General features: G+C 45.7%; 22 protein-coding genes and 1 other annotated feature. Of the genes, 7 read left to right on the top strand and 15 right to left on the bottom strand.

Annotated elements, in window-relative coordinates; all coding sequences use genetic code 11:
* Positions 1–5 precede the first annotated feature (5 nt).
* The 15 genes from lepB to BO48_RS07920 all read right to left on the bottom strand — a co-directional run bounded on the left by lepB (position 6) and on the right by BO48_RS07920 (position 14158).
* Entirely contained in the window at positions 6–539 is a 534-nt protein-coding gene (gene lepB / locus BO48_RS07990; RefSeq protein ID WP_496366906.1) for a signal peptidase I, read from the bottom strand.
* A 12-nt stretch (positions 540–551) separates the two neighbouring features.
* Positions 552–1151: a TVP38/TMEM64 family protein gene (locus tag BO48_RS07985; protein WP_496366905.1), complete on the bottom strand. Its 600-nt coding sequence runs from the start codon at positions 1149–1151 to the stop codon at positions 552–554.
* Between the two features lie 81 nt (positions 1152–1232).
* Positions 1233–2561, bottom strand: a complete 1329-nt coding sequence (locus BO48_RS07980) for a glucose-6-phosphate isomerase (protein WP_496366904.1) — start codon at positions 2559–2561, stop codon at positions 1233–1235.
* A gap of 274 nt (positions 2562–2835) precedes the next feature.
* On the bottom strand, positions 2836–3621 hold the full coding sequence (gene trpA, locus BO48_RS07975) for a tryptophan synthase subunit alpha (RefSeq protein WP_496366903.1): 786 nt from the start codon (positions 3619–3621) through the stop codon (positions 2836–2838).
* A complete protein-coding gene (trpB, locus tag BO48_RS07970; RefSeq protein ID WP_496366986.1) occupies positions 3614–4816 on the bottom strand; it encodes a tryptophan synthase subunit beta in 1203 nt (400 codons plus the stop codon). Before trpB ends, trpA begins: the two co-directional genes overlap by 8 nt.
* Before the next feature lie 6 nt (positions 4817–4822).
* Positions 4823–5437: a phosphoribosylanthranilate isomerase gene (locus BO48_RS07965; protein WP_496366902.1), complete on the bottom strand. Its 615-nt coding sequence runs from the start codon at positions 5435–5437 to the stop codon at positions 4823–4825.
* Entirely contained in the window at positions 5434–6198 is a 765-nt protein-coding gene (gene trpC, locus BO48_RS07960) for an indole-3-glycerol phosphate synthase TrpC (RefSeq protein ID WP_496366901.1), read from the bottom strand. The genes BO48_RS07965 and trpC overlap by 4 nt, the downstream gene beginning before the upstream one ends.
* Positions 6198–7256, bottom strand: coding sequence for an anthranilate phosphoribosyltransferase (trpD, locus tag BO48_RS07955; protein WP_496366900.1), 1059 nt, complete (start codon positions 7254–7256; stop codon positions 6198–6200). Before trpD ends, trpC begins: the two co-directional genes overlap by 1 nt.
* A gap of 282 nt (positions 7257–7538) precedes the next feature.
* Positions 7539–7766, bottom strand: a binding site (T-box leader).
* 62 nt (positions 7767–7828) lie between these two features.
* Entirely contained in the window at positions 7829–9073 is a 1245-nt protein-coding gene (locus tag BO48_RS07950) for a Glu/Leu/Phe/Val family dehydrogenase (RefSeq protein ID WP_496366899.1), read from the bottom strand.
* Positions 9074–9244: 171 nt separating this feature from the next.
* Entirely contained in the window at positions 9245–10489 is a 1245-nt protein-coding gene (locus tag BO48_RS07945; RefSeq protein WP_496366898.1) for a Glu/Leu/Phe/Val family dehydrogenase, read from the bottom strand.
* 66 nt (positions 10490–10555) lie between these two features.
* On the bottom strand, positions 10556–11749 hold the full coding sequence (locus tag BO48_RS07940; RefSeq protein WP_496366897.1) for an ornithine--oxo-acid transaminase: 1194 nt from the start codon (positions 11747–11749) through the stop codon (positions 10556–10558).
* 443 nt (positions 11750–12192) lie between these two features.
* Positions 12193–12573: a S1 domain-containing post-transcriptional regulator Ygs gene (ygs, locus tag BO48_RS07935; protein WP_496366896.1), complete on the bottom strand. Its 381-nt coding sequence runs from the start codon at positions 12571–12573 to the stop codon at positions 12193–12195.
* A gap of 287 nt (positions 12574–12860) precedes the next feature.
* On the bottom strand, positions 12861–13079 hold the full coding sequence (locus tag BO48_RS07930; RefSeq protein ID WP_496366985.1) for a DUF1871 family protein: 219 nt from the start codon (positions 13077–13079) through the stop codon (positions 12861–12863).
* 19 nt (positions 13080–13098) lie between these two features.
* The gene (locus tag BO48_RS07925; RefSeq protein WP_496366895.1) at positions 13099–13302 is read right to left on the bottom strand and encodes a hypothetical protein; all 204 of its coding nucleotides are present in this window, start codon (positions 13300–13302) and stop codon (positions 13099–13101) included.
* Positions 13303–13564: 262 nt separating this feature from the next.
* Positions 13565–14158, bottom strand: a complete 594-nt coding sequence (locus tag BO48_RS07920) for a peptidylprolyl isomerase (RefSeq protein ID WP_496366984.1) — start codon at positions 14156–14158, stop codon at positions 13565–13567.
* 186 nt (positions 14159–14344) lie between these two features.
* Between BO48_RS07920 and BO48_RS07915 the strand changes: the two genes are divergently transcribed.
* Genes BO48_RS07915 through mnhG form a run of 7 tightly spaced genes read left to right on the top strand, consistent with a single transcriptional unit; the run spans position 14345 to position 20198 of the window.
* Positions 14345–16747 (top strand): Na+/H+ antiporter subunit A, encoded by a 2403-nt coding sequence (locus BO48_RS07915; protein ID WP_496366894.1) that lies wholly within the window; start codon positions 14345–14347, stop codon positions 16745–16747.
* On the top strand, positions 16731–17228 hold the full coding sequence (locus BO48_RS07910; protein WP_496366893.1) for a Na(+)/H(+) antiporter subunit B: 498 nt from the start codon (positions 16731–16733) through the stop codon (positions 17226–17228). The genes BO48_RS07915 and BO48_RS07910 overlap by 17 nt, the downstream gene beginning before the upstream one ends.
* Entirely contained in the window at positions 17228–17572 is a 345-nt protein-coding gene (locus BO48_RS07905; protein ID WP_496366892.1) for a Na(+)/H(+) antiporter subunit C, read from the top strand. The genes BO48_RS07910 and BO48_RS07905 overlap by 1 nt, the downstream gene beginning before the upstream one ends.
* Positions 17562–19058 carry a Na+/H+ antiporter subunit D gene (locus BO48_RS07900; RefSeq protein WP_496366891.1) on the top strand — a complete coding sequence of 499 codons (1497 nt, stop codon included), beginning with the start codon at positions 17562–17564 and terminating at the stop codon, positions 19056–19058. The genes BO48_RS07905 and BO48_RS07900 overlap by 11 nt, the downstream gene beginning before the upstream one ends.
* On the top strand, positions 19059–19538 hold the full coding sequence (locus BO48_RS07895) for a Na+/H+ antiporter subunit E (protein WP_496366890.1): 480 nt from the start codon (positions 19059–19061) through the stop codon (positions 19536–19538).
* A complete protein-coding gene (locus BO48_RS07890) occupies positions 19535–19834 on the top strand; it encodes a Na(+)/H(+) antiporter subunit F1 (protein ID WP_496366889.1) in 300 nt (99 codons plus the stop codon). The genes BO48_RS07895 and BO48_RS07890 overlap by 4 nt, the downstream gene beginning before the upstream one ends.
* The gene (mnhG, locus tag BO48_RS07885; RefSeq protein ID WP_496366888.1) at positions 19824–20198 is read left to right on the top strand and encodes a monovalent cation/H(+) antiporter subunit G; all 375 of its coding nucleotides are present in this window, start codon (positions 19824–19826) and stop codon (positions 20196–20198) included. Before BO48_RS07890 ends, mnhG begins: the two co-directional genes overlap by 11 nt.
* Positions 20199–20203 lie beyond the last annotated feature (5 nt).

Here is a 20203-nt window from a genome sequence, read left to right as displayed (position 1 = left end):
TTTCATCAATCAAAATTAAATGCTATTTCATTAAGCGGCCAAAATCTCAAAGTCACTTCGCCGACAATGCTGTCTTCATGAATCAGTCCGAAATCACGGCCGTCCCTTGAAATCGGCCGGTTGTCACCGAGCACCAGATAATGGTCTTCAGGGATGACGTCCCCTTCCACGCCCAGTTTTTCGAGTGTAAAGTTGTCCATGTACGAATCTTGCCTATGTACAACATAATCTTCTTCGAGGGGCTCCCCGTTCAGATACACCTGCTTATCTTCCATTTCCACCGTATCTCCTGGTGCGCCGATGACACGTTTGACGTATGCCGGCCCCATTTCCGAATCGAAGACGACGACATCTTCATATTCATAATCCTGGAAGTAATCCATGATTTTATTTACAACGACACGGTCCCCGTCCTTGAACGTCGGGTCCATGCTCAATCCGTCAACTGTATAGGACACAAAGAAAAATGTCCTGATAACCACTATTAAAATGACGGCGACCGCAATCGCGACCAGCCACTCCATAATTTCTTTTTTCACAATGATGCACCTCTATTTATTCATTTTCTTATTTAAATACCGCTGATACCATTTCGAGAACAGGTATAACACCACGAGCAGTATGCCTGAAGTGATCAGGCGCCCCGGTGAACCGAAAAACCCGACAATATCATACCCTACAAGAGACATCGAGGCAATCATTATAAATTTTGCCACTACCAGTATGAGCAGATAGACTCTCGCCCTCATATTGGACAGGGCAGCGATGACATTAACCACCGATGTCGGCGTAAATGGCAGTGCCAGCATGATAAACGCAAACGTAAAACCCCGGTCATCCACGAATCTGAGCAGCCGCTCCAACTTTTGCCTCCTGTGTATATACCTCTGTGCCGGGTCCCTGAATAAAAACCGGACGACCAGAAAGACAAGGAAACTTCCTGTCACGGTCGCCGTGTAGCTCGTCAGGAATCCGACAAGTATACCATAGGCGTTGATGTTTAAAATCACAATGACAAATAGAGGTAATATCGGAAGAAATGCTTCCAATATTATCAGAAAAAAACCTGCCAATATCCCAAATTGTTCAAACTGTTCGAAGATGGTCCTGATGCCTTCTTCGGTGGTAAGTAATTCAATAATTCGCTCCAATAATAAAACCTCACCTGAAAAATTAAAGGCTATATTTTTAGAATATAGCCTATTATAACATTACTGCTTATTATATTATTTTTATTGGAGTCTGTCATTTAATTCCTTCTGAAGTGATTCGAATCCAGGTTTACCGAGGAGCGCAAACATATTCTTCTTATACGCCTCTACACCGGGCTGATCGAACGGATTGACGCCGAGCAGATAGCCGCTTATCGCACATGACAATTCAAAAAAGTACACAAGATAGCCATAAGTACAGGCACTCATATCCGGCACTTCTATCAAAATATTCGGCACTCCGCCGTCGACGTGCGCAAGCACCGTGCCTTCTGCCGCCTTTTTATTGACCGCATCCACCGACATGCCGGCTAAATAATTCAGCCCGTCCAGATTCTCGTCCTCTTCTTCGATTGTGATGTCGCTCACCGGTGTGCGTGCCGTCACAACCGTTTCAAATAAACTTCTGCGGCCTTCCTGAATATATTGTCCGAGAGAGTGCAGATCCGTCGTAAAGTTTGCACTGTGCGGCAGGATGCCTTTATTGTCTTTTCCTTCACTTTCACCGAACAGCTGCTTCCACCACTCGGCGAAATACTTGAACCGGTCGTCATAGTTGACGAATAATTCCGTACTGTAGCCCTTTTTGTATAATACATTCCGTGCCGCTGCATAACGGTAAGCCTGGTTCTCGCTGACGCTTTGACTCGCCAGTTCATCTTTCGCCTGTTTCGCACCGGCCATGACGTCATTGATATCAATATCCGCTGCAGCCATCGGTAAAAGTCCGACAGCAGTCAGTACAGAGAAGCGGCCGCCGATGTCATCAGGCACTGTGAACGTTTCGAACCCTTCCGTATCTGCGAGCTTTTTGAGTGCACCTTTTTCACTGTCCGTCGTCACGAATATACGGTCTTTCACGTTATCATATTTTTCTTCAAGCAGCTGTTTGAAAACGCGGAATGCGATGGCCGGTTCCGTCGTCGTGCCTGATTTACTGATGACATTGATTGAAAAATCCTTGTCTTTCAGATAGCTTTTCAGCTCATTCATATAGTGGGCGGACAGATGATGCCCTGCAAAGATGATTTCGGTCCCTTTATTTTCAAAAGCCGGCAGCAGCATTTCTAGTGCGGCTTTCGCACCGAGGTACGAGCCGCCGATCCCGATGACCACAAGCACATCCGAATGGCCGTTGATTTTCCCGGCCGCTTTTTTGATGCGGGAGAATTCCTCTTTATCGTATGATTCAGGCAGAGTCGTCCACCCGAGAAACTCATTCCCTATGCCGGTTTTATCAAATATGAGATCATGCGCCGCGGTCACGTAAGGGGCGAGCAGCTCCATTTCATGATCATTTATAAATGAGTTTGTATATTGTAAGTTTAAATCTATGTAGTTGTCAGACATCAAACCATCCTTTTGTTTAGTTAATTGATAACCTCTATTGTAAAAATCTCCAGCCGATTTTTCAAATGATATCTACTTTTGTGTGGGCTGGGGTCTGCTTATCGGTCAAACCACTCTCCACTTGACCGATAGAACACCCCTATCGGTCAAACCAACATCCACTTGGCCGATAGAACTCGCCTATCGGCCGAACCAACCCTCACTTGGCCGATAGACACAGATGACCGGCAGGACTGACAGCCCACCGGTCACGACATACATATAATATATTATATTATTTAACTGCTGGACTTTTTCGAGGGATGAGATCTTTTATTTTATCGTCCTCACCCTTATGAAGGAGTTCGACAATTTTACTGCCGACGATGACACCGTCTGAATAGCTGCCCAATTGTTCAGCCATTTCCACGTTGGAAACGCCGAACCCTGCGCATACCGGCACATCGGCAATGGCTTTGATTTTTTCGAGGTGACTGTAAGTGTCCTCACCGAACGTTTTTCTGCCGCCGGTCGTCCCTTTGATTGTGACCGCATAGAGGAATCCTTCTGCGCCTTCCGACAGTTCCTTAATTCTTTCCTCATCACTTGTTAAAGTGACGAGTCGGATGACCGCAATATCATACGCCGAAAGATGTTCCTTGATTTCTTCCTCTTCTTCGAACGGCACATCCGGCAGAATGATGCCGGAAACACCGGACTCAGCTGCATCTTTGGCGAATGCCTCGTAGCCGATATTCAAGATGGGATTGATGTAAGTCATCAGCACAATCGGTGCAGTGATTTCATCTTTAATATTTTTCAGTTCATCCAAAATATTCTGCAGGGAAATATTTTGTTCAAGCGCGCGGATTGCCGCCTGCTGAATGACGGGACCGTCTGCCACGGGATCTGAAAATGGAATGCCGAGCTCGACGATATCCACACCCGACGCTTCAAGCGTCTTAATCTGGCCCTTCAGTTTATCGAGCCCGCCGTCGCCGGCCATAATATAAGAAATAAACGCCTTATCACCGGTTGATTTCAGTTTATTGAACACATCATCGATTTTAGTTTTAGTCATTGTCTTCACCTCCGAGCAGTCGTTTTACTTCGCTGACATCTTTGTCCCCGCGGCCGGACAGGCAGATGACGACAACTTCATCCTTGCCTTTTCCTTTGGCCACTTCAATCGCTTCTGCCACAGCATGGGCACTTTCCAGTGCCGGGATGATGCCTTCCTTTTTACTGAGCAGCGTAAATGCATCCAGTGCCTCCGCATCCGTACGGGAAACATAATTGACGCGCCCCGATTCGTGAAGGTGGCTGTGTTCCGGACCGATGCCCGGGTAATCAAGACCCGCAGAAACAGAGTATGCCTCTTCAATCTGGCCGTTGTCATCCTGCAGCAGATGCATCTTCGCACCGTGCAGCACGCCGACACGACCCTTCGAAATCGACGCGGCATATTCATCGGTATCGAGACCTTTACCGGACGCTTCGACGCCGATGAGTTCCACATCCGTATCTTCGATGAATGGATAGAACATGCCCATCGCGTTGCTGCCGCCGCCGATACAGGCAACGACGGTGTCCGGCAATCGGTTTTCTTTTTTTTGAATCTGCTCTCTCGTTTCACTGCCGATGACGCTCTGGAAGTCTCTGACGATCTGCGGAAACGGATGCGGGCCGAGGACAGAACCGAGAATGTAATGCGTGTCATCCACATTTGCCACCCAGTGGCGGAGCGTCGCATTGACCGCATCCTTCAAAGTGCCTCTCCCGGCATCGACACTGATCACTTCAGCGCCGAGCAGCTCCATTCTGAATACATTCAGCTCCTGGCGTCTGACGTCTTCCTTGCCCATGAAAATCATACATTCAAGCCCGAGATTCGCACAGATTGTCGCTGTCGCAACGCCGTGCTGGCCCGCACCGGTTTCAGCGATGATTTTCGTTTTACCCATACGTTTGGCAAGCAGTCCCTGCCCGACCGTATTGTTGATCTTATGTGCGCCCGTATGGTTCAGATCTTCACGTTTCAAATATATTTTCGCACCGCCGATATGCCCGGTTAAATGTTCTGCATAATACAGCGGTGTTGTCCGCCCGACATAATCGGTCAGGTAGTCATCCAGTTCCTTTAAAAATGCTTCGTCCCGGATCGCTTTATTATATTCCGTCTCCAGCTCGTCGAGTGCCCCGATTAAAGTTTCAGGGACGTATTTTCCGCCGAATCCGCCGTACTTACCTTTTTTGTCCGGAAATTCATATGACATGACCATCTATAGCACCTCTTTAACATTTTTAATAAATTCACTTACTTTTTTATAATCTTTCCTGCCGTCAGTCTCGACGCCGCTCGAAACATCTACAAGCGCCGGTTTGAATGTCGTAATCGCTTCTTTAATATTGTCCGGTTTCAATCCGCCGGCCAGCGCAAAACGGCTTTTATCGAGCCCGTCCTGGTCGAATGAGTCCCAGTCGAACGTCGTGCCGGAACCGCCGTAATATTCTTTTCTCGGACTGTCTATTAAAATAAAACCGCTTGGATAGTTGAACTTTTCCCGGTTGGATAATTCCGAGTTGCTCGGGAATGCCTTGATGGAACGTGCTTTAAACTGTTCAACGAGCGCTTCCGGCTCATCGCCGTGGAACTGAATATAATCAAGGCCCGTCTCTTCCAGTGCCTTTTTCGCTTCTTCAGCGGTCGGGTTGACGAAGACGCCGACGGTCTGTGCATGCCCGGTATCCAGTTTTTTTATGATGTCCGTCGCCTGTTCAAATGTGACCTGCCTTTTGCTCGGGGCAAAGACGAAGCCGATGAAATCGGCGCCTGCCTCAACCGCATATTCCGCATCTTCCAATGTCTGCATGCCGCAAATTTTCACTTTAGTCATTTCTTCACCTTCAGTTCCCTGATCATTTCAGCCGGATCGCCCGCCTTCATCAGCGTTTCACCGACGAGCAGGCATGCCGCTTTGCCTTCAGCCATCAGCGTTGCATCTTCTGCTGTCTGCATGCCGCTTTCAGCGATGAACAGTATGTTGTCATCATAATATTTATCAATCAGTCTGACCGTGTTGTTCAAATCGACTTTGAATGTTTTCAAATCCCTGTTGTTGATGCCGATGATGTCGGGATTGATCTTCAGCCCGCGCTGCAGTTCTTCCTCGTCATGCACTTCGACGATGACTTCCATGCCGAGCGACTTCGCTTTTTTGTAGTATGCTTCAAGTGCCGCATCGTCCAAAATCGTTACGATCAGCAGGATGATATCCGCACCGTGGTTATAGGCATCGGTGATCTGGCGTTCATCAATGATGAAGTCTTTGTTCAGTATCGGCACATCGACCACTCCGCGCACAGCTTCCAGATCTTTAAGCGACCCTTTGAAGAACTTTTCTTCTGTCAGTACACTGATTGCGGTCGTGCCGCCTTCAACATACAATGCCGCCTGCTCCGCCGGAGTCATATCAATATTGATATCCCCCTTTGACGGCGAGGCTCTTTTTATTTCGCTGATAATGCTGAGCCGTTCTTCTTTTTCGACCCGTTCTTTGAATGGGACCGGTTTTCTTTTTGTAGATACTTCAATCGTTTCCGGATAATCTTTCAAAGTTTCTTTTTTAGCTGCGACGATTTTATCCAATATAGTCATTATTTACCCTCATTTGTGTATTTGATCAGTTGGTTCAGTTTTTCATCCGCATTGCCGGACTCGAGGCTCTTCTTCGCAAGTTCGACACCTTCTTTAATCGACTGTGCCTTTTCTGCAACGAACAGGCCGATGCCTGCATTCAGCAGTACTGTATCTTTCTGTGCATCCGTCGCTTTATTTTTAAGGATGTTCAAAAGAATTTCTTTGTTGATGTGACCGTCACCGCCTCTCAACTCTTCCATGTCGTATGTGTTCATGCCGACATCTTCCGGCTTCAGTATGTGCGTGGTCACCTGGCCGTCCTTCAGGATTGCGATGCGGTTTTCACCGGCAAGGTTCGCTTCATCCATTTCGTGTGCCCCGTTCACGACGACCGCTCTTTTTCTGCCGAGCGATTTAAGGACGTGTGCCATCGTTTCGACCTGGTCTCTCTTGTAGATGCCGAGGTACTGGTAGTCCAGGTCCACCGGGTTGATGAGCGGCCCGATCATATTGAAGACCGTCGGCACTTTCAGATCATTTCTCACTTTCATGATCTGCTTGATTTTCGGGTGGACATATGGTGCAAATAAAAATGCGATGCCGATGTCGTTGATCTGGTCTGCAATATTTCCCGGGGAATATTTCATCTGTAGGCCGAGTCCGGACAGAACGTCCGAGCTGCCGGTCAGGCTTGTAATACTTTTATTGCCGTGCTTGGCGATTTTGACGCCGGCACCTGCAATGACGAATGCGGATGTTGTTGAAATGTTGAAACTGTGTGAGCCGTCTCCGCCCGTCCCACAGTTATCGATGACATTCGGAATGTCCTCGGGAAGTTTTGTCGCATGATCTTTCAGTACAGTCACAAGCGCTGTAATCTCTTCGACAGTTTCACCTTTTTCCTTCAGGCCGACGAGCAGTGATGCCACTTCGCTGTCCGTCGCCTGGTCCGTAAGCACCGCATCAAACGCGTCGTACATTTCGTCGAATGTCAGGTCTTCCTTACGGGATAATTTTAAAATATATGGATAAACTGAAATTGTGTCCTCTGTGATTTGTACTAATGATTGTGTCATGATAAAAACCTCCATTTTATTATTTGATATAAAAAATCCTCCATCGGTCATATAGACCAATGGAGGACGGATTTCCGCGGTGCCACCTCAGTTAAGCTCATGCTTCACTCACAGTTTGTAACGTCAACTACACGCGATATCATTGCTTATCAGGCCCATTCCAAAAATATGACTGGACACCCTCTCACCGGCAGGCATCTCTCTGTGACAAATCATATCAGTGTACTTACTCTGATCGATATCATTATTCATTTTAAAATAAAAAAGCTCCCCAAATCCTGTAAAAAGGACGGGGAGCCGTGGTACCACCTTAATTGACTGCGTGATGCAGTCCACTTTATATACAACATGTCTCGGCATGCTGAAAGTCCATATAACGCTGGTTAAACGCCAATACATTTAATATTGGTTCAAATGAAAGTCCATTCACAAAATTACTTTACCAGTTCGCACCGACCACTGGTTCTCTGAAAAAATAAGTCTGCTACTCTTCTTTCAAAATCAATTATTTTTGATGTTGGAATTCATCTTATCTCAAATGTCTGAATATTGCAAGCATGAAATTAATTCTTTTATGCCCAGTTGCGGTATCTGATCGCCTCGGCCGTCTTTCTGATGCCGATCACATAGGCCGCGAGGCGCATATCCACCTGTCTCGTTTCATGGAAATCATAAATTTCATCGAAAGATTCATTCATCTTCACTTCGAGCAGCTCCTGGATTTCATCATCTTCCCAGTAATAGCCGGTCTTGTTCTGCACCCATTCGAAATAAGATACAGTGACGCCGCCTGCAGATGCAAGTACGTCCGGTACAAGAAGCTTCCCTTTTTCAGTAAGCATTTCCGTCGCTTTTTCTGTCGTCGGACCGTTTGCCGCCTCAACGATGATTTCCGCCTGGATTCTGTCCGCATTTTCTTCAGTAATCTGGTTTGCGATGGCTGCAGGTACTAAAATATCACAGTCGATTTCCAGCAGTTCAGGGTTTGTCAGCACTTTTGCACCGAGCGTCTCTACCATATCGACTTTGTTTTTATTTTCAATGATGTAGTTGATGTCGAGACCATTCTCATCATAAATGGCGCGTGTCGACCTTGAAACTGCGACGATTTTCGCGCCTGCTTCATAAAGGATTTTCGAAATGAAGCTGCCGGCGTTACCAAAGCCCTGTACAGCGACTCTCGCATCTTCCATTTTGATATTTCTCTTTTCAAGCGCCTTTTTGATGACCATGACAGCACCCATCGCCGTTGCCGTCGATCTGCCCTTTGAACCGCCGAGCGCGAGCGGCTTGCCTGTAATGAACTCAAGCGGGTTGTCGCTGTGTTTCATGCTGTACTCATCCAGCATCCATGACATGACCTGTGCGTTCGTATACACATCCGGTGCCGGGATGTCCTTTAGCGGTCCGACGAACTGTGAAATCGCACGGATATATCCACGGGATACACCTTCGAGTTCTCTCTCGCTCATCTCTTTCGGATTACAGATGACGCCGCCTTTACCGCCGCCGTACGGCAGATTGACGATGCCCGCTTTTAAGGTCATCCACATGGACAGCGCGATCACTTCATCACGATCGACATCCGGGTGGAATCTGATACCGCCTTTTGTCGGTCCCGCAGCATCACTGTGCTGGGCGCGGTATCCTGTAAATACTTTTACAGAGCCGTCGTCCATACGGACTGGTATGCGGACAGTCAGCACTCTGGACGGTTCTTTTATCAGATCGAACATCCCCTCATCATACCCGAGCATGTCCAATGCTTTATGTAGTACTTTCTGTGTCGATTGTATCAAGTTAGATGTTTCAGCCATTCCTATGTCCCCCTTGGGTTTTCGTGAATAATCATACATATTAGACTATAACTTTACTATAACTTTTAACTATTTTCAACGTATTCCACGAAATGTACACAAAATATTCTAATAATTTTTAATAAAAAAAGCCGGGATATGTTGATCTCCCGGCTTTCGTATATTTTAATCCTATGCCCAGCCTCTGTATCTCGCAGCTTCTGCTGTACGTTTGAGACCGATGATGTATGCCGCCAAACGCATGTCAATCTGGCGTTTTTCGTGCATATCATAAATTTCGTTGAATGCTTTTTTCAGTTTCGTTTCAAGCTTTTCGTTCACTTCATCTTCATCCCAGTAGTAGCCCTGGTTGTTCTGTACCCACTCAAAGTATGACACAGTCACACCGCCTGCAGATGCAAGCACGTCAGGTACGAGCAGTTTGCCTGCTTCGTGAAGGATTGTTGTTGCATCTGATGTTGTTGGGCCGTTTGCCGCTTCACAAACGATATCCGCTTTGATTCTCGCAGCGTTTTCACCGGTAATCTGGTTTTCGATCGCCGCAGGAATCAGTACATCACAGTCCACTTCCAGAATTTCCTTGTTCGAGAGCACATCATCGAACAGGTTCGTTACCATGCCGAAGCTGTCACGACGGTCAAGCAGGTAGTCGATATCCAGCCCTTCCGGGTCGTGAAGCCCGCCGTTGGCATCTGAAATGCCGACGATTTTCGCACCGTAGTCGTAAAGAATCTTCGACAGGAAGCTGCCTGCGTTACCGAAGCCCTGGATGACGATTCTTACATCTTCAAATGTCTTGCCGCGCTTTTCAAGTGCGTAGCCGAGACAAAGAACAACACCCATCGCCGTTGCACGGTCACGTCCCTGTGAACCACCGAGTACGATCGGTTTACCTGTGATGAAGCCAGGTGAGTTGAATGCGTCAAGCATGCTGTACTCATCCATCATCCATGCCATGATCTGCGAGTTTGTAAATACGTCCGGTGCCGGAATATCTTTTGCCGGACCGACGAACTGCGAAATCGCACGGACATATCCGCGTGACAGACGTTCCACTTCTTCGATGCTCATTTCACGCGGGTCACAGATGATTCCGCCTTTACCGCCGCCGTATGGAAGGTCGACGATACCCGCTTTCAATGTCATCCACATTGATAATGCAACGACTTCCTCTTCACTTACGTCCGGATGGAATCGGACGCCGCCTTTTGTCGGCCCCACTGCGTCGTTGTGCTGTGCACGGAAACCCGTAAACACCTGCACCGAGCCATCATCCATGCGGACCGGAATACGCACTCTGAGTACTCTTAATGGTTCTTTAATTAATTCATACATGCCTTCATCAAAGCCTAATTTGTCTAATGCTTCATTAATAATAGCTTGTGTAGAAGTAACTAAATTTGTATTCTCTGACATTATATTCGCCTCTTTTATGAAACTGTTTTCATTGATATTATATCATACTAATCGCTGCTGAAAAGTTTATTTTCCGAAAACTGCTCTGACTTTATCCAATGCGTAATCAAGATCTTTCTGCTCGATGATGAGCGGCGGTGCAAAACGGATGACTGTGTCATGCGTCTCTTTACATAAGATGCCTTCTTCTTTTAACGCTTCACAGAATGGACGTGCAGATTCATTCAGTTCAAGACCGATGAACAGACCGCGTCCGCGGACTTCTTCAATTCTCGGGTCATCTATCTTCTGAAGTTCAGATTTGAAATATTCGCCAAGTTCACGTGATTTCTCAATCAGGTTCTCATCAAGCATGACATCCAATGCCGCTTCTGATACAGCACACGCAAGCGGGTTACCGCCGAATGTTGAACCGTGGGAGCCTGCGTTGAAAACGCTCAGGATTTCGCTGTCTGCAAGGACACATGAGATTGGAAATACACCGCCGCCGAGTGCTTTACCCAGAATATACATATCAGGCGTCACTTCCTCCCAGTCTGTTGCAAATAATTTACCTGAACGGCCAAGTCCTGCCTGGATTTCATCTGCGATGAACAATACATTATGCTCATCACATACTTCTCTGACCTGCTTTAGGAAACCTTCCGGCGGAATGTTGATACCCGCTTCGCCCTGGATCGGCTCAAGGATGACCGCTGCAGTATTTTCCGTGACCGCTTCTTTAATCTGTTCGATATCACCGAAGTCCACCATTTTGAAACCTTCAACAAGCGGACCGTAACCGCGTCTGTTATCAGGTTCTGATGACATGGATACCGGCACGAGCGTGCGTCCGTGGAAGTTCTGCTTCATCGCAATGATTTCAGCTTTGTTGTCTTCGACGCCTTTAACGTCATAAGCCCAGCGGCGCGCCGCTTTGACTGCTGTCTCTACAGCTTCGGCACCCGTATTCATCGGAAGCGCCATCTCTTTATTTGCAAGTTTACAGACCTTTTCGTACCAAGGTCCGAGTTTGTCGGAGTGGAATGCTCTTGAAGTCAGTGTCACTCTGTCCGCCTGGTCTTTAAGCGCCTGAATGATTTTAGGGTGCCTGTGTCCCTGGTTCACTGCAGAGTATGCACTCAGCATATCCATATATTTGTTGCCTTCCGGGTCTTTTACCCAAATGCCTTCCGCTTCTGAGATCACAATCGGCAGCGGGTTGTAGTTTGGTGCACCGTAGTCGTTTGTCTGTTCAATAATTTCTGTTGATTTTGTCATAATATTTTCATCCCTTCATTTAAAAACAGCAGAACTATGCCTGCGGTTCATAGATAATCATTCGCTTCGTACTGAATAAAACTTCATCAAATCGAAAAAAATCAGGCGTTTACGGTATTTATAGCATGAAATTCCATAAATGATTGCTGTAAGCATGTATCCGACTATGTATACCCTCTAAATTATTGATAAACTCTCTATCCACTATAATGACAATTTTGCGAATGTTTTTCAAGCATTAATCATCATTGAACAGTGGCATCATTAAATTGTACGGAGTTTATTTTGAAACCGTATACAGTTAACTGGATGAATATAATTCAGAGGTTATTCCGTCATATCGCCGGCCGGGGTTTCTGCATATCTAACCGAATATATATTCATCCGCAATAATGAAAAAATCTACAGTACAAAACTGTAGATTCCAATCTTTATAAGTGTATTCACTTATCGTACATCCGCATCTTAGCTTCCTGGATCCACTGCGGCATCTTTTGTCTGAGCGTCTCAAACCCATATTCCTCTGATTCTTTGATCTGTTCTATGATTGAACGCTTATCTTTCTTCTTCTCTTCGTTCTTGAAGTATTCATTTTCTTTCAATGTCAGATTCAACTTGCCTGAAGGGCCGATACTGATTATTTTCGCTTTAACAGTCTGGCCTTTCGTCAAATATTGATTGACATCGTGAACGTAATCATTCATCACTTCGGAAATATGAATGAGACCTTCTTGATTATCAGGGGTTCGGACAAAAGCACCGTATGGTTGGATACCAGTAACTTTAACTTTTACAAACTGGTTTTTGCGGTATTTTTTTGTCACACAATTACCCCACTTACGTAAACTCTATATACAATTGTCATTTTACCACACACAATATATATTATCTAATGTAAATCATTTAACTTGAGTTTATCAGTATGAATTCATGGATTTGGAGAGGTGCCGTTTCTATCGGCCGAACCCGTTTTCATTTGGCCGGTAGAAAACTCAGCAGCTGACAATTTTTACAAACCAAAATCTCTTTTAACAAAATAAAAACCAGCGGACTTTAAGACGCCGACGGTTTTCATTAAAAAAAACACCCTGAAATAGTCAGGGTGTGGCATTTAGCTTTTATATATTTCTATTATATGGTGAGTCTTATCAACCATAGGATAAATATCTTCAAGCGGAATCTCTGTGAGAAAAGAGAAGGAAAATATATTTTGTATCTTTATCGCCGCCGCCTCGCGGGACGGGTTGTCATATAATGCATTTATTGTGTCATAAATTTTTGCATCATAGTCCATATTTTCATCACTTTTTAAAAGATTCCAGGCTTCAATCAGTCTGTATAACTCTATATTACCTTCCGGTCCGATTGTTTTCCTCTTGCTCGAGCTTTCTCATCACTTCTTCTTCGAAGTGCTTCATCTTCTGTTCCTGGTTTCTGGAATAATTTTTAATATAACGAAAAACAAAGTATGCGACCAGGAAACAAATGATCATAGCTATCGCTGCTGGAATATATTCCGTTGGATCATCCGGGAAATATAAAAATTCCATCATATTAAATCACTCACCTTTTCCAAGCCATTATATCAAACCCATAATGTAAATAAACATCAGATTAATGACTATTTTGTGAGGAAATTTTAAAGCTGCGGGAGAATTGCGCCGGGAGCGCATTTCCAACGGACCATCCCGCCACATGTGATGAGCCATACAGCCTCCAACGGACCGTCCCTTACCCGAAACCAAACAACAAACACAAGCATCAAAAAAGACCGCACTCATAGGGCGGCCTATCTATTATCGTCACAACATTATTTTATTCTGCCACTTCGATCGTCTGGATTTTAACTTCTTCTTCCGGACGGTCCTGCGCGCCTGTTTTAACTTCAGCAATGTTTTCAACGATATCGAGCCCTTCGATGACATGGCCGAATACTGTGTGGCGTTGGTCAAGCCAAGGCGTTCCGCCCTGCGCTTTATATGCGTCGATGATTTCTGTAGGGTAGCCTGCACCTTCAAGCTGTGAAACCATTTGTTCCGGCACTTCTTTTAACTGGACAATAAAGAACTGGCTGCCGTTTGTGCCCGGTCCTGCGTTTGCCATGGACAGTGCACCGTAAAGGTTGAATGCCTGAGTTGAAAACTCATCTTCGAACGTGCCGCCCCAGATGCTTTCGCCGCCCATGCCGGTACCTGTCGGGTCGCCGCCCTGGATCATGAAGTCCTTGATGACTCTGTGGAAGATCTGGCCGTCGTAGTAGCCGTTCTTCGCATGTGTTGTAAAGTTCTCCACCGTTTTTGGTGCAATCTCTTTGAACAGTTTAACAGTCACGTCACCGTGATTTGTTTTTATTGTTGCCTGTACTTCGTTCTCGCCTAATTCTTTTGTTAACTGTGGGTAAGTCATAATAGCCTCCTGGTTTCAAAAATTTCAAATTCACACTTTTAATTTAAAAATTTATAAATGTCAAAATGTTAATCTCTCAATACATATTACTATAAAAAGTTCGCATATTTCAAACTCTATACATTTATTTCAATGTATCAATAATGTATAATAATTTTATAATGCGAAAACTATGAAGGAGGAGAGCCAGTGACTCTAATTCACTTTGCCATACTGTTACCTATAATAGCCGCAGTATTTATCGGCGTTTTATACAGGTACTACAAAGATGTGCATCTCGGTTGGTTTGTACTTCCGGTTCCAGTTTTAATCGTTGCTTACTTATTCACTTTAATTCCAACCGTCAGTAGTAATCAGGTGATCTTTGAATCACTTAAGTTTATGCCGAGAATCGGTATGAACTTCGACATATACATAGATGGTCTGAGTCTATTATTCGCGATTTTAATATCGGGAATCGGTGCTCTGGTCGTTTTATACTCCATCGGCTACTTGTCGCACCAGGAAAAACTCGGCAATTTCTATGTGTACTTATTAATTTTTATGACAGCTATGCTGGGTGTCGTTCTTAATGATAATGTCCTTATGCTTTATCTTTTCTGGGAACTCACATCTATATCCAGCTTTCTCCTCATCGCCTTTTGGTTCAACAGGGAACGTTCGATTTACGGCGCTCAAAAATCCATGCTGATTACGATGTTCGGCGGATTTCTGATGCTGGGCGGTTTCCTTACTCTAAGCCTGATTACAGATACATTCAGCATCAGGGAAATGATGAACCAATTGCCGGCAATCCAGGAGAGCCCGCTGGCACCGTTTGCTTTAATTCTTATCCTATTTGGAGCTTTTACAAAATCAGCCCAGTTTCCATTCTATGTGTGGCTGCCGGATGCCATGGAGGCACCGACACCCGTCAGTGCATACCTGCACTCAGCTACGATGGTTAAAGCTGGGTTGTATCTTGTCGCAAGATTCACCCCGCTATTCGCCTTTTCAGAATTGTGGGTGTGGACGATTCTGCTTGGCGGACTCATTACCCTTGTTTGGGCGTCATTCAATGCCATCAAACAGGATGACCTGAAAGCTGTACTTGCTTTCTCGACCGTCTCGCAGCTCGGCCTGATCATGTCGCTTCTCGGTATTGGTGCTTTAGGTGTACACAGCGGCGCATCAGAACAGGTATTTACAATCGCCATCGTTGCAGCAGTATTTCATCTGCTCAACCATGCAACATTCAAAGGTACTTTATTCATGGTCATCGGTATCGTCGACCATGAAACAGGCACAAGAAGTTTAAAACGGCTCGGCGGTCTCGTGACCATCATGCCGATATCGTTCACATTGACACTCATTACATCACTTTCCATGGCAGGCATACCGCCGTTCAACGGCTTCCTGTCCAAAGAGTTGTTTTTGGAAGCGATGTTCGCTATCAGCGAAGCGGACTTCAGCGCACTCGCTGATGTGAGCGTGCTGTTCCCGATACTTGCTATTGTGGGCAGTATCTTCACATTAATATATTCAGTTATATTGATCAGAGGCATATTCCTCGGCAAAGTACAGCCGAAGACGCCGAAAGAACCGAGGGAAGCACCGCCGCTGATGTTGATTTCACCAATTATTCTCAGCGTTCTCGTCGTTGTATTCGGCTTGTTCCCGAATCTTCTGTCCGGTACGATCATCGATCCGGCAGCAATGAGTATTCTCAATACGACAGAACCTCTGAATACAAAAATTTCACATTGGCACGGCTGGGATTCCCCGGCACTGTGGGCGACCGTTACCATTGTCGTGATCGGTACATTGTTGTATTTATTCAGAAACACATGGATGTCCGTCTACAGACTGGGCAGCAAGTCATTATCAATCAACCATTTCTATGATCAGGGTCTGATATACAGCAGCCTTGGCGCTGAAAAAATCACCGAAGGCTATATGAGCGGCTACATCCGTTCTTACCTGGTCTATACATTCAGCGGATTCATTGTGCTTTCAGTCATTACCATGGTCAATACTGATATGACATTCGACTGGAGCACCGTTTCACAAATCACCATTCCTGAAGTGGCCATCATGCTGATTATTCTTGTTTCACTGGTCGCCATTCTGGTGACAGCATCAAGAATGGTTGCGATCATCATGTTCAGTGTCATCGGCTTCTCACTGTCACTGCTCTTTGTATTTTTCCGTGCAGTGGACCTTGCATTGACACAGCTTGCGGTTGAAGCAATCATTACGTCACTGTTCCTCCTTGCGTTCTTCCATCTGCCAAAACGTGCACGTCATGAGGAACGGAGAAGATTCAAACTGAACAATATGTTCATTTCTGTCGCGGTCGGCGCAATATCCATCATTTTCGGCATCGCTGCCTACTCAAACAGACTGTTTGATTCAATCAGCCAATTCTATATCGAAAATGTATATGACCTCGCTTCAGGCGGTAACATGGTCAACGTCATACTTGTCGATTTCCGTGGAATGGATACTTTATTTGAAACACTGGTCTTCGGACTTGCAGGTCTTGGTATATTCATTCTGCTCAGACTCAGAGTAAATAAGAAAGGAGAGAATGAATATGAAGAGCACGCTTAAAAAACTCGGTTATGCCAGAGTCCATAAGCAGATGAATGATGTATTCCTGAAATACACTGCCAAAGTCGTATTTCTGATCATCATGGTATTTTCCGTTAATCTATTCTTCTCAGGACACTACGCTCCGGGCGGCGGATTCGTCGGTGGCCTCCTTGCGGCTGCTGCGATCATATTACTGCTCCTTGCGTACGATTTGAAAACAATCAATAAAATGATTCCTTTTGATCATAAATGGCTGATTGCGGTCGGCCTTGCGATTTCGATGTTTATTCCGCTGATACTGATGATATTTGGCGTCCCTTTCTTTACACACCAGGCTTTCTATATGAAACTGCCGATTTTTGGAGAGGTTCCGGTACACTCTGCAGTGTTTTTTGATGTCGGTGTCTACATTACAGTCGCTGCGACCACACTGCTGATCATCTGCTTACTTGCAACGGAACAGGCGATGTCGGACAGTGAAGGGGTGGACAGAAGCTGATGGAAATTTTAGTGATTGTTCTTGCAGGCATTCTTATCGGTGCTTCCGTGTACCTCATGCTGTCAAAAAGCCTTTTACGCATCATTATCGGCACGGGTGTACTGAGCCACGGTATACTGCTCATGCTGCTTACGATGGGCGGACTGAAACGCGGTGGTGTTCCCGTACTCGATGACAGTGTTCAATCGTACTCGGATCCATTGCCGCAGGCGATGCTTCTGACCGTCATCGTCATCACTTTTGCACTGACTGCCTATATGCTGGTCATTGCCATCCGTGTTTATAAAGAGCTAGGCACAGACAACGTCGAAGAAATGAAAGGGGTGCCTAGAGATGATGACTGATATTATACCTTTATTACCGGTGATGATACCGGTCCTTGCAGGGATTGTGATGCTCTTTACAGGCAGACATAACATCTTCCTGCACAGAGTCATATCAGCCGTCACAGGATTGCTTCTCATCATCGTTTCCATCTTCACCATTGTCTATATAGCAGGTGACGGGCTGGTCGTGACACATGTCGGTAACTGGCACGCCCCGTATGGCATCAGCATGGTCATCGATATGCTTGCTGCACTGCTGCTCTTTGGAACGGCACTTGTGACCTTCACCGTCGTTGTATTTTCATTCCAATCCATCGGTGTCGCAAGAGAACGCTTCTTTTATTACCCGATGGTCATGTTCATGATCACCGGCGTAAACGGCGCGTTCATCACAGGTGACATATTCAACATGTTCGTATTCTTTGAAGTGTTCCTGCTCGCATCCTACGTGCTGATTACTATCGGCGGAAAGAAGATACAGCTGCAGGAAGGTTTTAAATATTATCTTGTAAACGTCATTTCATCAAACTTCTTTGTACTGGCGGTTGCATACCTTTATGTTTCAGTCGGTTCATTGAATATGGCGGACATACACCAGAAACTGTCGGCATTCGAAGGTGATACAGCTATTTTGACACTCATCGCAGTCGTCATGCTGTTCGTCTTTGCAACTAAAGCCGGACTGTTTCCATTCTATTTCTGGCTGCCGGATTCATATTTCGCACCGCCTCTTCCAATCATGGCGCTTTTCGGAGCCCTGCTGACGAAAGTCGGTGTGTACGCGATTGCCAGAACGTACTCATTATTCTTTATAGACAACATCGGATTTACACACCAGATGCTCCTGTTTTTAGCAATACTGACCATCGTCATGGGATCGATCGGCGCACTTGCATACACCGATATGAAAAAGATCATCATCTATAACATATTGATTGCAATCGGCGTCATCACCGCAGGCTACGCCATGATGGACGAATCAGGCACAATCGGAGCGACGTACTATCTGATACATGACATCATCATCAAAGCCGGCCTGTTCTTCCTGATCGGCTTCATCATATACAGAACAGGCGAAAGCGATATTAAAAAACTCGGCGGCCTGATCAAAATCCACCCCATCACCGGCTGGATATTTTTCATTGCAGCGCTCGGTATTGCGGGCGTGCCGCCATTCTCAGGATTTTATGGAAAATTATTCATCACAGAATCACTCATCGACAACGGCCACCTGATCGCAGCAGTCATCGTACTGCTCTCAAGCCTCGTTGTGCTGTACTCCGTCATGCGCATCTTCATCTCCGTATTCTGGGGTGAAAGCATGGACTTTACAAAATTAAAACCGATCAGCTATGATAAGCTGCTCTTCTCATCATTTATCATGGTAGCGATGGTTGTCATACTCGGTTTAGGCGCAGATATCGTATATCCGCTCTTTGAAAGTGCAGCACAGTCACTGTATGATCCTGCATCTTACTCTAGTTACCTGTTGGAGGTGGAATAAATGCCATTACAGATTCTGATTAATATTACGCTTGCTTTCGTATGGGTGTTGATTGTTTCCGACCTCTCTCTCGGCAGTCTGGTCTGGGGGTACATTATCGGGATCATCCCGATTTATATCATCCGCAGATTTCTGCCGGGCAGATTTTATCTGATCAGGGTGTACTATATCCTGAAACTCATCGTCGTTTTTACAATCGAGCTGGTGAAGGCGAACTATGAACTGTCGAGAATTGTTATGAGTCCGAAAATAGATATCCATCCCGGATTCTTTGCCTATCCGTGCGACCTCGAGGAAGAATGGGAGATTGCACTGATTTCAGCATTGATTTCACTGACACCAGGCACACTGATTGTTGCCATTTCCGATGATCACTCGACCATCTATATACATGGTATAAACGCATTGGATGTGGATCAAGAGATTGCAACAATTAAAAACAGCTTTGAAAAGCTGATTCAAGAGGTGGCTAAGCCATGACCACATTTTTAAACGTTGTCGTCATCATCAGCAGTATCGTATTCGCGCTGTCGCTCATCGGTCTCGCCTACCGCATCGTCATCGGGCCCACGCTCCATGATAAAATAGTCGCACTGGATGCATTCGGTGTCATGCTTATGGGAATGATCGCATTGACCGCAATTGCGCTCGGATCGATTTATTTCATCCCAATCATATTACTCATTGGTACCCTTGCATTCCTGTCCACTGTCGCTTTCTCGAAATACTTAGAAAGGAATGTGATTATAGATGATGATAGAGATAATGATGAATAGCCTCATCGCTTTTATGCTGGTCGGCGGAACCATCATGACAGCACTTGCAGTCGTCGGCATCATCAGACTGCCGGATATGTATTCCCGGCTGCACGCAGCGACTAAGAGTACGACGCTCGGCGTCATCATGATCATGACAGGCGCCTTCATATACTTCTGGTATATAGAAGGGCTGATTGAAACCAATCTGCTGCTCGGTGCACTGTTCATACTGCTCACTTCACCCGTGGCAAGCCATCTGCTTTCAAGAAGCGCATTCCACGCAGATGTCAAACCTTATAAGCTGACAGTACTGAACGACCTGAAAAGAGATGAAACACATCCCGATGTGGAAAATGATCCGAAGCGGGATCTCGTCGAATAGAAAAT

It is taken from the genome of Lacicoccus kunmingensis DSM 17847 (assembly GCF_059568765.1).
Note: the sequence above shows the minus strand (reverse complement) of the source record. Positions and strands in the feature narration are given on the sequence as shown.